The organism is Streptomyces sp. CNP082, from assembly GCF_059570535.1.
The window spans coordinates 50,442-64,911 of record NZ_JCANSZ010000044.1; the positions used below are offsets into that span (position 1 = coordinate 50,442).

Annotated in this window: 10 protein-coding genes; 3 read left to right on the plus strand and 7 right to left on the minus strand. The window is 74.9% G+C overall.

Features of this window, described 5'->3' with window-relative positions:
• Nucleotides 1–79 precede the first annotated feature (79 nt).
• A complete protein-coding gene (locus B124_RS27920; protein WP_496505744.1) occupies nucleotides 80–724 on the plus strand; it encodes a hypothetical protein in 645 nt (214 codons plus the stop codon).
• Here the strand turns inward: B124_RS27920 and B124_RS27925 are convergent.
• The 3 genes from B124_RS27925 to B124_RS27935 all read right to left on the minus strand — a co-directional run bounded on the left by B124_RS27925 (nucleotide 700) and on the right by B124_RS27935 (nucleotide 5,309).
• Nucleotides 700–3,024, minus strand: a complete 2,325-nt coding sequence (locus tag B124_RS27925) for a WD40/YVTN/BNR-like repeat-containing protein (RefSeq protein ID WP_496505745.1) — start codon at nucleotides 3,022–3,024, stop codon at nucleotides 700–702. The genes B124_RS27920 and B124_RS27925 overlap by 25 nt on opposite strands.
• 112 nt (nucleotides 3,025–3,136) lie before the next feature.
• Entirely contained in the window at nucleotides 3,137–3,331 is a 195-nt protein-coding gene (locus B124_RS27930; RefSeq protein WP_496505746.1) for a hypothetical protein, read from the minus strand.
• 127 nt (nucleotides 3,332–3,458) lie between these two features.
• Complete coding sequence (locus B124_RS27935) at nucleotides 3,459–5,309, minus strand: glycoside hydrolase family 2 protein (protein WP_496505747.1); 1,851 nt, start codon at nucleotides 5,307–5,309, stop codon at nucleotides 3,459–3,461.
• A gap of 166 nt (nucleotides 5,310–5,475) precedes the next feature.
• Here B124_RS27935 and B124_RS27940 point away from each other — a divergent pair, with 166 nt between their 5' ends.
• Both B124_RS27940 and fdhF read left to right on the plus strand, forming a co-directional pair.
• Nucleotides 5,476–7,161 carry an NAD(P)H-dependent oxidoreductase subunit E gene (locus B124_RS27940; RefSeq protein WP_496505748.1) on the plus strand — a complete coding sequence of 562 codons (1,686 nt, stop codon included), beginning with the start codon at nucleotides 5,476–5,478 and terminating at the stop codon, nucleotides 7,159–7,161.
• Nucleotides 7,158–9,848 carry a formate dehydrogenase subunit alpha gene (gene fdhF, locus B124_RS27945; RefSeq protein ID WP_496505749.1) on the plus strand — a complete coding sequence of 897 codons (2,691 nt, stop codon included), beginning with the start codon at nucleotides 7,158–7,160 and terminating at the stop codon, nucleotides 9,846–9,848. Before B124_RS27940 ends, fdhF begins: the two co-directional genes overlap by 4 nt.
• Before the next feature lie 49 nt (nucleotides 9,849–9,897).
• Here fdhF and B124_RS27950 read toward each other — a convergent pair whose 3' ends face one another.
• The 4 genes from B124_RS27950 to B124_RS27965 form a co-directional block, all read right to left on the minus strand.
• Nucleotides 9,898–10,554, minus strand: coding sequence for a potassium channel family protein (locus B124_RS27950; RefSeq protein ID WP_496505750.1), 657 nt, complete (start codon nucleotides 10,552–10,554; stop codon nucleotides 9,898–9,900).
• Nucleotides 10,551–11,210: a potassium channel family protein gene (locus B124_RS27955; protein ID WP_496505751.1), complete on the minus strand. Its 660-nt coding sequence runs from the start codon at nucleotides 11,208–11,210 to the stop codon at nucleotides 10,551–10,553. The genes B124_RS27950 and B124_RS27955 overlap by 4 nt, the downstream gene beginning before the upstream one ends.
• Nucleotides 11,207–13,987, minus strand: a complete 2,781-nt coding sequence (locus tag B124_RS27960) for a cation-translocating P-type ATPase (protein WP_496505756.1) — start codon at nucleotides 13,985–13,987, stop codon at nucleotides 11,207–11,209. Before B124_RS27960 ends, B124_RS27955 begins: the two co-directional genes overlap by 4 nt.
• 116 nt (nucleotides 13,988–14,103) lie before the next feature.
• A partial coding sequence (locus tag B124_RS27965; RefSeq protein WP_496505752.1) for a universal stress protein occupies nucleotides 14,104–14,470 on the minus strand: 367 nt, incomplete at its 5' end.

The following is a 14,470-nucleotide window of genomic DNA, read 5'->3' on the forward strand; positions in this document are numbered from 1 at the left end:
GGGTGCCGAACCGGGCATCCCGGTGCAGGTGGCCGGACCCGGAGACCGCGAGGGGGGCCAGCAGCCATACTTTGGGACCGTGGAGCAGAACAAAGGTCTCAACGTCACGCCCGTGAACGCCGCCGCGACGGACCCGGCCGCTCTGCCCGGCCTCGTATCGTCGCCGCTGGACGAGAAGGAGAACGACGAAGCACCAACGACCGACGAGAAGATCGAACCCGGCGCGGACACCGCGGACACCGCGGACGGCGCAGACGGCGCGGACGGCGCAGACGGCGCGGACGGCGCAGACGGCGCGGACGGCGCAGACGGCGCAGACGCCGAAGAGGCCGAAGAGGCCGGGGAAGCCGCCGCTGACTCCGCGGACGGCGACGGCGACGGCGACGGCGGTAAGGACAAGGACGCGGACGAAGCCGCGGACGGGAAGTCCGCGGCCGGCGACGGCCCCGTCTTCGAGGCCGCCGACCGCCGCGGCTCCGTGATCGTGGACGGCACCGGCGTCCGCTTCCAGCTCGACGACACCGAGGCCGAGTTCACGTGGCCGGAGATCGGCGCCGTCGAGTACAAGACCTCCCGGTTCGGCCGCCGCCTCGTCCTCAGCGTCCACGACAGCCGCGGCATCTGCCCGGCCGAGGTGGAGGCCCCGGACAAGGCGACGCTCAAGGAGTGGGCGGCCGGCCTGGAGTCGGCCCTCGACGCCTACTTCGAGGAGGCGTCGCCGTAGACGACCCCCCGTCCGTTGGTCGACACGTACACCCGGCCGAAGACCCGCGGGTCTCCGGTGATGGCCTCGCCGGTCCGGCCCCACTGGTGGGCGTCGTCGTTGATGCGCTCCCAGGTGGCGCCGGCGTCGGTGGAGCGGAAGATGCCGCGTACGCCGTCGATCTTGGCGCTCGTGTAGAGCGCCTGGTACGTCGCGCCCGGCGCGGCCTTGCCGAAGCCGATCGTGTCGGCTTCGTCGACGCCGGGGACGGCGGTGAAGGTCGCGCCCGCGTCGGTGGAGTGCCACAGGCCATACGTGTCGCCGCTGCCGCCGGCGAGCCAGACGTTGCCCTCGCGGCCGGGGACGGCCTTGAAGCGCACGTTGCCCGCGGCGGGCAGGCCGGCCGACGGCTGGGCGGTGAACGTCGCGCCGCCGTCGGTGCTGACGTAGAACGTGCCGGCGGCGAAGCCGTAGAACGTCTGCGGGTCGACGCGGTCGGCCTCCACGGTGGCGCCCGCGGGGATGCCGGTGGCGGCGGTCCAGGAGGTGCCGAAGCCGGTGGTGGTGTGGACGCCGGCGCCCTGCGGGCTCCATACGAACCGGCTGCCGTCGGCCGCCGCCGCGACCGTGCCGCCGCCGGTGACGCCGCCCGGGTCCTGGCCGGCGAACCAGTTCGCGCCGTTGTCGGTGGAGAACGCGACGTGCGGGCCGGTGTCGGCGTTTCCGGTGCGTACGACGGTATCGGGGCGGGTCTCTGCGTAGTCGAGGCTGGTCGTGGTAGTGAAGTTGGGCTGGGTGTACATCAGGTCCGGCACCTGGGTCAGGTCGGTGTGCCGGAAGCCGCCGATGTCGCCGAGCGCGCTGAGCAGCGGGGCCCCGGAGGGCGGTGAGATCAGGTCCAGGACCGCGGTCTCCTCCAGGCCGCGGACCATCGGTGTGACGGTGAACTTCGCGCCCGTGTCCCAGGCGGTGAGGTTTTCGGTGCCGTAGATCGTGGCGCCCGTTCCGTACATCATGCGGTCGGAGTCGAACGGGTCGATCTCCAGCGCCTCCGTCATCCAGCCGAGCTTGGGGGTCTGCTCGGGCGGCTGCGGGTTGGCGCCCCAGGACAGCCAGGGGGTGGAGGAGACGTCCATGGTGAAGCGGTTCTCGCGGTCGGGGTACGAGGTGTAGTCCCAGGCCCGGGTCCAGCTTGCGCCGCTGTCGGTGGTGCGGAAGATCTGGGTGTCGGGCCACCAGGAGCTGTAGCCGGTGACCATGACGGTGCCGGGGTGCTGGCGGTCGACGGACAGGCCGCTGTAGCCGAAGTAGGTGTCGGCCGCGGGGGCGGGGCTGATGTCGAGCCACTCGCCGGTGGCGGTGGCGTAGCGCCAGACCTTGCCGGTGCCGCCGTCGTACGGCCCGCCCTTGTCGCTGTACGCGAGGTAGAGGTAGCCGTTCTCGGCGTCGAGGACGCCCTTGTGGGCGAGGTGGCCGGTGGGCTGGCCCGGCAGGCGCTCCCACGTGGCGCCGGCGTCGGTGGAGCGGTAGACGGAGTTCTCCAGGTCGGCGACGCCGACGTAGACGGTGCCGGTGGGGCTGCCGGCGGAGCCGGTGGACTCGTCGAAGGTGACCCAGACGACGCCCTGGTTGTCGGAGGCGTAGCCGCTGGAGTCGTCCGGGTTCTCGACGTAGTTGCCGGGGTTGGGGAAGGCGGTCACCTCGGCCCAGGTGGCGCCGGCGTCGGTGGAGCGCCACAGGCCGTGGCCGCTGGGTGCGCCCAGGTAGAGCACGTCGTTGTCGTGCGGGTCGACGGCGAGGCGCTCGCCCATGCCGCGGCCGGGCATGTTGCCGCCGAGCTTGAAGGGCAGGTCGGCCTTGCTCCAGGTGGCGCCGCGGTCGGCGGAGCGGAGGACGGCGCCGTTGCCGGGGTCCCAGTCGTTGGTGTACGTGCCGACGGCGGCGTAGACGTTGTCCGGCTCTACGGGGTCGGAGGCGATGCTGGCGACGCCGGTGTGGCCCCAGTCGTCCCAGCCGACGGAGTCGAGGAGGGGGGTCCACGACTTGCTGGACTGCTGCCAGCGGTAGGCGCCGCCGATGTCGGTGCGGGCGTAGGCGAGGTCGGGCTCGGTGCGGTTGAAGACGATGCCGGGGACGAAGCCGCCGCCGTCGATACGGGCGTTGCGCCAGTCGTACGGGACGGCAGCGGCGGTGTCGGCGGTGACGGCCGCGGCGTTCTCGGGGCGGTGTCCGGCTGCGGAGAACGGCTCGGCTGCGGCTGGCCCGGTGACGAGCAGGCCGACGGCGAGCGCGAGCGATCCGGCGAGTCTGATCCTGCGCACGTTGGGGGGTCCTCTCCACGGGTTGGCTGCGGCGCCGCGTGGGAGCGCTCCCGAGAGCGCTCCCAGAATGGCGGCGCCGCCGGAGAGAGGTCAAGATGCGTACAGAATCGAACTAATTCGACAGCGGGACCGCCACCGCGCTGAAGGTGGTGTCCGGCTCCTGCGGAGAGGTGAAGCGCCAGCCGGAGCCGCGGTCGGCGGGGGCCGAGGCGGAGGCGGAGCCGGCCGCCGTCGCGGCCGTGAGCGTCGCGCCGGCGGCGGCGCCGAGCAGCAGGCGGCGGGAGAGTCGGGAGCGGTTCGGAGCCATGGTTGGGGGCCTTCCGTGACGGTAACCGGTCGGGGTGGGCGCACCTGAAGCAACGCTGCGAACATCCGTCCCAACGGGCCGTACGCACCCGGGAGTTCCCTCCGGTTCGTACGCCCCGGGCCGCGCCCTATCCCTTCTCGGCCTCGAACGCCGCCGCCCGCAGTTGCGCGGCCCGTACCCGCTCCACGTCCAGCTTCCGCGACCGGTCGAACCGGTAGATCCCGTTCTGCTCCTGGAAGACGTCCGTCAACTGCGTGTAGCAGTACCCGAACATGTCCGGATCCCCCAGCAGCACCCCCGTAAGACCGGCGAACCGCTCGTGGAACTCCTCCTCGTCGCGCGGGCGCCGGCCGTATCCCCACGACACCCGCCGGTCCGCCCCCGCCGCCGCGGCGTCCTGCGGGTTCCACCAGATGCCGCCGAACTCGCTGCAGAAGTAGGGCTGCCCGCCGTACGGCAGCGACCAGGTGCTGCCCGCCGCCTCGTCCTGCGGGTTGACGAAGGGCGTGCCGGCGCGCAGACCCGCCATCAGCTCGCCGAAGACCGCCGGGTCCTGCTCGTAGCAGTGCGCGTCGTACACGTCGGTCTCCGGTACGCGGTGGGCGTAGCCGGAGGCGTCGAGTACGGGCCGGGAGGTGTCGGCGGCCTTGGTGGCGAGGAACATGGCGCGGGTGACGTCGTCGAGCACGCTCTGCCGGTCGGTCAGCTCCTGCCGGGTCTCGTTGAGCGGGCACCAGCCGATGAGGGCGGGGTGGGAGTAGTCGCGTTCGACGGCCTCCAGCCACTGGGCGACGAAGCCGGCGGTGGGCTGCTGGTTGCCGGGCCCGACGGGGCCGCCGGTGCTGGCGCCCCAGTCGCCGAACTCGCCCCAGACCAGGTAGCCGAGGCGGTCGGCGTGGTGCAGGAAGCGCTCCTCGAAGACCTTCTGGTGCAGCCGGGCGCCGTTGAAGCCGGCGGCGAGGGAGAGTTCGATGTCGCGGACGAGGGCGGCGTCGTCGGGGGCGGTCATGAGGCCGTCGGGGTACCAGCCCTGGTCGAGCACGAGCCGCTGGAAGACGGGCCTGCCGTTGAGCAGGATCCGCTTCCCGTCGATCGTGACCGCGCGCAGGCCGGCGGTGCAGACGGCGCGGTCGGTCACCGTGCCGTCGGGGCCGGTGAGTTCCAGCGTCAGCTCGTACAGGTGCGGGTCCTCGGGGGACCAGGGGCGGCGCCGGCCGTCGGGTACGGGCAGGACGAGGCGCGGCGCGAGGTCGAAGTCCGCCGCGGCGTCCGCCTCGGCGACGACGCCGTGCGCGTCGCGCAGTTCTGCGCGGACGCGGTGCCCGGTGCGGCGGCCGGCGAGGGGGACTTCGAGGTGGAAGCAGCCGGCGGCCAGGTCGGGGGTGATGCGGGGCCGCTTGAAGTGCGTGTCCGCGACGGGCTCCAGCCAGACGGTCTGCCAGATTCCGGTGGTGCGGGTGTAGAAGCAGGCGTGGTTGCCGTACGCGGTCGACTGCTTCCCCCGCGCCTGCGGGCCCCGCGCCGCGTCCCGCGCCCGTACGACGACGACGGCGTCCTCACCGGCCTGTACGACGTCGCCGAGGTCGGCGCTGAACGGCGTGAACCCCCCGCTGTGCCGGACGACTTCGCGCCCGTTGACCCACACGGTGGCGTCGTGGTCCACGGCCCCGAAGTGCAGCAGGACCCGCCGCCCGGCCCACGCGCCGGGTATCCGCACGGTGCGGCGGTACCAGACGGCGTGGTGGAAGTCGGTGTCCCCGATCCCGGACAGCTCCGACTCGGGGCAGAACGGCACGACGATGCGCTCGGGCAGCTCGGCCCCGGCGAGCCCGCGTTCCAGCCCGCTGTCACCGGGGTCGCGGGCGAACTGCCAGGTGCCGTTGAGGTTGAGCCAGTCCGTACGGACGAAGCTGGGCCGGGGGTACTCGGGCCGGGGAGTCCCCGCGGGTGCGGGGGCGGGGACGTACGAATCGGGCATGGCGAAGGGGCTCCTGGGCGGGGACGTCGGGGCGGACGAAGGGCGTCCGAGCCATCACAACACCAAGATGCAACGTTGTAAACCACACCCGGAGCCGGCCGCCGCACCACCATCGGCACCTTTTGTCACGATTGCGGGACTTTGCGGCCGACGCCAGGATGAGGGCATGGTTCCCACGGGTCCCGCGGACCGCTTCGACGCCTTCCGCGCACTGGCCGGCCGCCGCGGACGGCCGGGACACCGGCTGCTGGAGTCCCTGGCCGCGACCAGGGCCGGTACGGCGCAGGACCCCGGGGCCTGGGCCCCGGCCGTCGCCACGGGCAGCGGGCTGCCCGCCGCCGCCGGGCTCGGCCCTGCGACGTACTACGAGGACCTCGCCGCCCCGCACGGCCGCCGGCACGTGCGCGTCTGCACGGCGACGGCGTGCTTCGCCGCCCGGGCCGGCCGCCATCTCGCCGAGACGGAGCAGGCGCTGGGCGTGCGTGCCGGCGGGGTCTCGCCGGACGGGGGGACGTCGCTGCAGTCCGTCCGCTGTCTGGGGTACTGCTACGCGGGCCCCGCCGCGCTCGACGGCGACACCCCCTGCACCGGCCCGTCCCTCGCCCGCCAGCTCACCGGAGGTGCGCCCGCCCGGGCGCCGGAGATCCCGGCGGCCGACGACACCGGCGACCCCGTGGTGCTGGCCGGTGCGGTGGCCGGCGAGCCGCCGTGGCGGGTGTGGCCGCGGACCGTCACCGCCGGCGCCGCCGGCGAGGTCCGTACGCGGGTGGCCGCCTCCGGGCTGCGGGGCCGCGGGGGCGCGGGGTTCGAGGTCGCCGCGAAGTGGCAGGCGGCAGGGCGGGCACCCGGCAACGTGGTGGTGGCCAACGGCGACGAGGGCGACCCCGGGTCCTACGCCGACCGGCTGCTGCTGGAGACGGACCCGGAGCGGGTGCTGGAGGGCCTGGCGCTGGCCTGCTTCGCCTGCGGGGCCGAGCGGGGCGTGGTGCTGGTGCGCTCGGAGTATCCGTACGCACTGGCGCGGATGCGGGCGGCAGTCGAACGGGGCTACGCCGACGGGCACTTCGGCCCGTCCGTGCACGGGACGGACGTCACCCTGCACGTCACGGTGGCCCGGGGCGCCGGATCGTACGTCGCGGGCGAGGAGACGGCGCTGATCGCGGGTCTGGAAGGGGACCGGGGCTGCGCCCGGCCGCGTCCGCCGTATCCGACCGAGCGCGGCCTGTGGGACGCGCCGACGGTGGTGAACAACGTCGAGACCCTGGCGGCCGTCCCGTGGATCGTCGCCCGCGGCGGGGAGGCGTACGCCCGTCGCGGGGTGCCGGGCGAGACCGGGACGAAGCTGGTGTGCCTGTCGGAGCGGTTTGCCCGCCCGGGCGCGTACGAGGTCGAACTCGGCACGCCGCTGCTGCGGATCGTCACCGAGCTGGGCGGCGGCCTCAAGGACGGCGGCCTGCCGGCCGCGGTGCAGGTCGGCGGGCCGCTCGGCGGCTTCCTCGGCCCGGACGACCTGGACGTGCCCCTGTCCGCCGCCGGCCTCGCGGCCCGTGGCGCCGCACTCGGCCACGCCGGGCTCGTCGCCTTCGACGGCCGCGTGGCCCCGGAGGAAGTGCTGCGGCACATCTGGCAGTTCGCGGCAGCAGAGAGCTGCGGCGCCTGCTCGCCGTGCCGCGTGGGCGCGCACCGCGGGCTGGAGCTGGCCGCCGCGGGCGTCCCGCCCGCAGGGGAGTGGGAACGGCTCGCGCGGGTGCTGGCCGAGGCGAGCCTGTGCGCCTTCGGCCGGCGGATCCCGCCCGCCGTGCACAGCCTCGCCCGCGCCTACGGGGACCGCCTGGCGGGGTGGGCGCCGTGACCGCGGCCGGCAGGCTCCGGATCGACGTCGACGGCGTCGCGGTCACGGTGCCCGAGGGGGCCTCGCTGCTCGCGGCGGCGCAAGCGGCCGGAGCCGAGCTGCCCGCGCTCTGCGCCGACGACCGGCTCAGCCCGGCGGGCTCCTGCCGCACGTGTCTCGTACGGGCCGACGGGCGGACCGTCGCCGCCTGCGTGACCCCGGCCGAGCCTGGCGTGCGCGTCGAGACCGGCACCGACGGCCTCCGGCAGCTCCGCCGGGACGCGGTGGCCCTCATCGCCTCCGCCCTGCCGCCCCGCGCGCTGGCGGACGGCAACCCCAGCGAACTGGCGCACGTCTGCCGGACGGTGGGCCTCGGCCCCGAGACGGCCCGGGGAGCCGGCGGGCGGGGCTCGGACACCTCCCACCCGTACGTCCATCTCGACCGGGACCTGTGCATCGCCTGCGGGCGGTGCGTGCGCATGTGCGCCGAGGTCCAGGGCACCTTCGCCCTCACCCTGACCGGCCGCGGCGCAGACACCGTCGCCGCACCCGGCACCGGCGGGCCCTGGGCCGAGTCGGACTGCGTGGCCTGCGGCGGCTGTGTCGACGCCTGTCCTACGGGCGCGCTCACCCAGCCGGGCCCGGGGCGCGGGCTCACCTCCGCCAACCGGCCGGCCGCGACCCGTACGACGTGCGGATACTGCGGCGTCGGCTGCTCCCTGGACGTCGTCGCCGCCGACGGCGCCGTCACGGCGGTCCTGCCCGCCCCGGACGGGCCCGTCAACCGGGGCCACGCCTGCGTCAAGGGCCGCTTCGCCCACGGCTATCTCACCTCCCCCGAACGGCTGACCAGGCCGCTGCTGCGCCGCGACGGCCGCCTGGAGCCCGTCGGCTGGGACGAGGCGCTCGGGCACGTCGCCCGCGGGATGCGCGCGGCCGTCGCCGCCGGCGGCGCGGACGCGGTGGCGGCGATCTCCTCGGCCCGCGCCACGAACGAGGAGAACTACCTCGTCCAGAAGTTCATGCGGGCCGTGATCGGCACCAACAACGTCGACAACTGCTCCCGCCTGTGCCACTCCCCGTCCGCCGCCGGCCTGACCGCGTCCTTCGGCCTGCCCGGCGGCACCGACTCCTTCGACGACGTACAGAAGTCCGACTGCCTGCTGGTCGTCGGGGCCAACCCCGTCGAGGCCCACCCGGTGGTCGGGGCGCGGCTGCTGCGGCAGGTGCTGCGCGGCGCCGGGCTGGTCGTCGCCGACCCGCGCGCGGTCGGCCTCGCCCCGTACGCGGACGTCCACCTGCGGCCCCGGCCCGGCACCAACGTCGCGCTCTGCCACGGGCTCGCCCACGTCCTGCTCGCCGAGGGGCTGGCCGACGAGACGTTCCTGCGCGAACGCGCCGCGGGTCTTGCGGAGTTCACCGCCCTGCTCGCGGACTACCCGCCCGACCGGGTCGCGGACCTCACCGGAGTGCCCGCGGCCGACCTGGTCGCCGCCGCCCGGCTGTACGGCCGCGCCCGGCGGCCCGCGATCGTCTACGGCCTCGGCGTCACCGAGCACCTGCACGGCACCGACGGCGTACGGTCCCTGGCCAACCTGGCGATCCTGCGCGGCGCCGTCGGCACCGGCCGCGGCTACGGCGTCAACCCGCTGCGCGGCCAGAACAACGTCCAGGGCGCCTCCGACATGGGCGCGCTGCCCGACCTCCTGCCCGGCTACGGCCGCGTCGCCGACCCGGCCGCACGAGCCCGCGCCGAGGCGGTCTGGGGGGTACGGGTCCCGGAGCGCCCCGGGCTGCGGATCCCGGACATGTTCGCCGCCGCCCGCGCGGGAGCGCTCCGGGCGCTGTGGATCATCGGCGAGGACGTGTGCGCCACCGATCCCGATACCGACCAGGTGGCCCGCGCGCTGGCCGCCTGCCCGCTGGTGGTGTGCAACGAGCTGTTCCTGTCGGAGACCGCCCGCCGGGCCGACGTCGTGCTGCCCGTCGCGTCCTGGCTGGAGAAGGACGGCACCTTCGTCAACTTCGACCGCCGCTTCCAGCGGGTCCGCCCCGCCGTGTCCCCGCCGGCCGGGACGCGCGGCGACTACGACGTCGTACGCGCCCTCGCCGCCGCGCTGGACGCGGACCTGGGCTGCCCCGCCCCGGCCGACGCGCTGGCCGAGTGCGGCCGGGTCGCGCCCGTCTTCGCCGGTCTGACCCACGGCCGGCTGGACCGGGAGGGCGCCGTCCCGTGGCCCTGCCCGGAACCCGGCCGCCCGGGTGAAGCCACGCTGTACACGCGGGAGTTCGCCACGCCGGACGGGCGGGCGCACCTGGCCGCGGCGCCGTACCTCCCGCCGGGCGAGCAGCCCGACGACGACTACCCGCTGCTCCTGGTCACCGGCCGGCGCTGGGCGCACTACAACTCCGGCAGCATGACCCGCCGCGGCGCCAACCTCGCGCTCGACCCGGTCGACGTCCTCGACCTGCACCCGGACGACGCCGCCCGGTACGGGGTCCCGGACGGCGCGGGACTCACCGTGGCGAGCCGGCACGGCGAGGCCAGGCTCGTCGCCCGCATCGGCGAGCACACGGCCCCCGGCCAGGTCTTCTGCTCCTTCCACTTCCCCGCGAGCGGGGTGAACCGCCTGACCTCCGCCCACGCCGACACCGTCACGTCCTGCCCCGAGTACAAGGTCACGGCCGTACGGGTGACGCTGCGCTGAACCCGCCGCCGCGCGGCCCGTACGCGGTGATCCGGCGGGCGTGCGGGGGTCACTGGAAGGCGGCGTGGATCTCCTGTTCGGTCGCCGAGTGCGAGACGAGCAGCAGCTCGTCGCCGGGCCGGAGCAGCACCGACGGGTCCGGCACGGTGGGCTGTCCGTCCCGTACGACGGTGGCGACGATCGTCCCCGCGGGCAGCGGCACCTCGCCCAGCGTCCGGCCCGACGCCCGGGAGTGCGCGGTGATGGCCGTTTCGATGACGGCGACACCGGCCCTGCTGAGCCGCAGCAGCGCGACCGTGTCGGTGGCCTCGGTGGCCTCCTCGATGAGGGAGATCAGCGGCGCGGCGGCGGGCACGACGACGTCGACGCCCCAGCGGCTGTCGAACAGCCAGGCGTTGTCGGCCTCGTTCACCCGGGCGGCCACCCGGGGCACCGAGAACCGGCGCTTGGCGAGGAGGCTGATGACGAGGTTGCCCTCGTCGGCGCCCGTGACCGCGACGACCAGGTCGGCGGCCAGCGCCCCGGCGCGCTCCAGGACCGACGGCTCGCAGGCGTCCCCGGCGACCAGCCGGGCGGCGACGCGGCCCTCCAGTTCGGCCACGCGGTCGTCGTCGGCGTCGATCAGCGTGATCTCGTTGCCGGCCGCGGAGAGCACCTGGGCGACCTGGGTGCCGAGCCGTCCGGCACCGGCGATGAGTACCTTCACGTCCCCAGCTCCTTGTCGAGGAAGCCGCGCAGCCTGCCCAGGGCGGTGGCGGCCACGGCGAAGGTGACGAGGTCGCCCGCCTGTACGGACGTACCGTGCGCGGGGACCAGGGAGCGCCCCGCGCGGGTGACCTCGACGACGCGGATCTCACCGTCGACGTCGAACTCGGTCAGCCGCCGCCCGACCAGGTAGGCGGGCACGTCGGAACGGACCAGCAGCGTCTCGCCGTCGCCGAAGCTGAGTTCCGGGCTCAGATGGCGGTGCAGCAGCATGCGGTGGATCTGGTGCACGGTCCAGCGGACGCCGGCGATGGTGGGGATGTCCAGGTCGCGGTAGATGTCGGCGTGCCGGAGGTCGTGGACGCGGGCGAGGACGATCGGCACCCGGTAGACCTCCTTCGCCGTACGGGCGCTGACGATGTTGCTGTTGTCGCCCGAGGTGACGGCCACGAACGCGTCCGCGTGTTCGATCCCGGCGGCCGTGAGCACGGCGCGGCTGAAGCCGTTGCCCTCGTGGAAGCGGATGCGGGAGTTGTCGGGCAGCCGCCGGGCCGCCCTGGCACGGCGGTCGACGACCTGCAGCTCGTGGCCCTCCGCGGCGAGCAGAGCGGCGAGCGTGGCTCCCACCCGCCCGCAGCCGACGACGATCACCTTCACCGTACGGCTCCTTTCCCGAGGCCGGCCTTCCCGAGGCCGGCCTTCCCGAGACCGGCTCTCCCGCCGTCGGCTTCCCCGCGCTCGGCTTCCCGGCGGCCGGCGCGGTGGCGAAGCCACCCCTTCCGGGCCTCGTCTGCGAGCAGCGGCAAGGTGCCGAGCCCGGCGAGGACCGCCCAGTCGGCGGCGTCGAGCGGTGCGGTGTTGAAGACCGCCTGCAGCGGCGGCAGATAGCTGATCGCGGCCATGAGCCCGACGCCGATACCGCCCGCCGCCAGCAGGGCCGGGTTGGACAGCAGCCCCGCTTTCAGGATGCTCTGCCGCTCCGTACGCACCGCGAGCGCGTTGAAGAACTGGCTGAGCACGATCCCCGCCTGGACCATGGTGACCGCCTCCTGGTAGACGAGCGTGTCCTTGGTGAAGTCCTGGAAGGGGATGCCCGAGGACGTGATGTGCCAGAAGAAGACCGCGGTGACGCTGACGGCCTGGATGCCGCCGAGGAACAGGATCCGTCCCACGACGGAGGCCGAGAACAGGTGTTCCCGGCGGGAGCGCGGCGGGCGGTCCATCACGTCGGGCTCCGGCGGCTCCGCCCCCAGGGCCAGGGCGGGCAGCACGTCGGACCCCAGGTCGATCGCCAGGATCTGCACCGCGCTGATGGGCACGAGCGGGAAGCCGGCGAAGGTCGCGGCCAGGATCGGGACCAGCTCCCCGATGTTGTGGCTGAAGAGGTAGACGAGGAACTTGCGGATGTTCTGGTAGACCGCCCGGCCGAGCCGCACCGCCGCGGCGATGGAGGCGAACGAGTCGTCCAGGAGCACCATCGAGGCCGACTCCCGGGCGACGTCGGTGCCCGAGGCGCCCATCGCCACGCCGATGTCGGCGTGCTTGAGCGCCGGGGCGTCGTTGGCGCCGTCCCCGGTGACCGCCACCACCGCTCCCCCGCGCTGGAACGCGGCGACGACCCGCATCTTGTGCTCGGGGCTGACCCGGCACAGCAGCAGCTCGGACGGCCCGGCGAGCTGCGCGTCGAGCGCCTTGCCGGCCATCGTGTCGAGCCGGGCGCCCGTCACCACGACCGGGTCGGGACCCCGTACGATCCCCACCCGGCGGGCCACGGCCTCCCCGGTCAGCGGGTGGTCGCCGGTGACCATGACGATCCGGATGCCCGCGCGGCGGCAGGCGGCGACGGCGCGGGTGACCTCCGGACGCGGCGGGTCGAGCATGCCGACCAGCCCCAGCAGCGTGAGACCGGACTCGGCCTCGTCCTGCGCGGGGCGCGGCCCGGCCAGCTCCCGGCGCGCCACGGCCAGCACCCGCAGCCCCCCGGCCGCCAGCGCGTCCCCCGTCTCGGCAGCCGCCGCCCGGTCCCGCTCGGTCAGCGGCCCGCGCCGCCCCTCCCAGTCCACCGCGCTGCAGCGCGCCAGCAGCTCTCCGGGCGCCCCCTTGACGTACGCCTGGAAGGCCGCGCCGGAGCTGTGCACGGTGGTCATCAGCTTGCGCTGCGAGTCGAAGGGGAACTCCGTCACGCGCGGCGTCTTCGTCTCCTCCGCGCCCAGGTCGAGCCCGGCCTTGGCGGCGGCGACGAGCAGCGCCCCCTCGGTGGTGTCGCCGAACACCTTCCAGTGATCGTGCGGCCCGGTCCCGCCGGGCGGCACCAGCCGCGCGTTGCAGCACAGGCCGGCGACCCGCAGCAGTTCCCGCACCGGCGCCACGTCGGCGACCTCGCCGCTCGGGGCGTACCCCACACCGCTCACCGCGTGCGGTACGCCGCCCGTCCACACCTGGGTGACGGTCATCTCCGCCCGGGTGAGCGTCCCGGTCTTGTCGGTGCACACCACCGTGGTCGCCCCGAGCGCCTCCACCGCCAGCAGCCGCTTGATCAGGGCGTGCCGGCGCGCCATCCGGCGTACGCCGATCGCCAGCGACACCGACAGCGTCGCGGGCAGCCCCTCCGGCACCAGCGCCACCATCACCCCGAGTGCGAACACGAACAGGGTCACCGTGGACTCCCCGGTGGGCAGCCGCACGGCGAACAGCACGGCACCGATCGCCAGGGCCGTCCCCGCCACCCGCCGGGCCATCACCGCCACCTGCCGCTGCAGCGGCGTCTGCTGCCGGGGAGCGGCGGCGGCCAGCCGGTAGATCCGCCCGAACTCGGTGCGCGCACCGGTGGCGAAGACCACGGCGCGCCCGGCGCCGGCGACGACGTCGGTGCCCATGAACACGCAGTTGCGGGCCTCCAGGGGCGGCCCGGCCGCCACCGGATCCGCCGTCCGGCCCACGGCGTTGCTCTCGCCGGTCAGCGGCGCGTTGTCCACCGCCAGTTCGTGCGCCTCGACGACCCGGCAGTCCGCCGACACCGCGTCGCCGGCCTCCAGCACCACCACGTCGCCCGGCACCAGGTCGCGGGCGGGCACCTCGTGCCGCTCGCCGCCGCGCAGCACCCGGCAGGTGCGCGGCACCATCGCCGCCAGTGTCTGCGCCGTCCGCTCGGCCGAGTACTCCTGCGCGAAGCCGATGGCGGCGTTCAGCACCACCACGCCCAGGATCGCCACCCCGAGCTGAAAGGTGCCCGCCGCACACGGCTGCTCCAGCGCGTACGCCAGGAAGGTGATCCCCGCCGCGGCGATCAGCACCACCGCGAACAGGTCGGTGAACTGCGACCCCAGCAGCCGCCACCCGGCGCGGCCCCGCGCCCGGGGCAGTTCGTTCGGCCCGTACTCCGCCAGCCTGACCCGTGCCTGCTGCTGCGCCAGCCCGCGCCGGGACGTGTCCAGCGCGGCGAAGACCTTCCCGGCGTCGAGCTGCGGCACCTCGGTGCCCCCGCCGGGCGGCGCCCCGCCGCTTGCCGGCGGGCCGGCGCCGCCGGTGTGCCGCTCGGCCGTCTCCCGGCTCACGCGGGGACCGAGATGACCGGGCAGCGGGCGTGGTGCAGCACCCCCTGGCTCACCGATCCCAGCAGCATCCCGGTGAACCCGCCGTGCCCCCGGGTCCCCACCACCAGCCCCAGCGCATGCTCCGACGCCTCCGCCAGCACCTCCACCGGATGCCCCCGTACGACCTCCTGATGCACCACCACATCCGGGTACGTCCNCTCCCGCCCCGCGACCGCCTCCGCCAGCACCCGACGGCACTCCTGCACCGCAGCAGCCTCATCCCCCACCCCCAGCAGCGGCGGATGCCACACATACACAGCCCGCAACCGCGCCCCCCGCAGCGCCGCCTCCTCAAACGCCCAGTCCACCGCCACCGCCGCATGC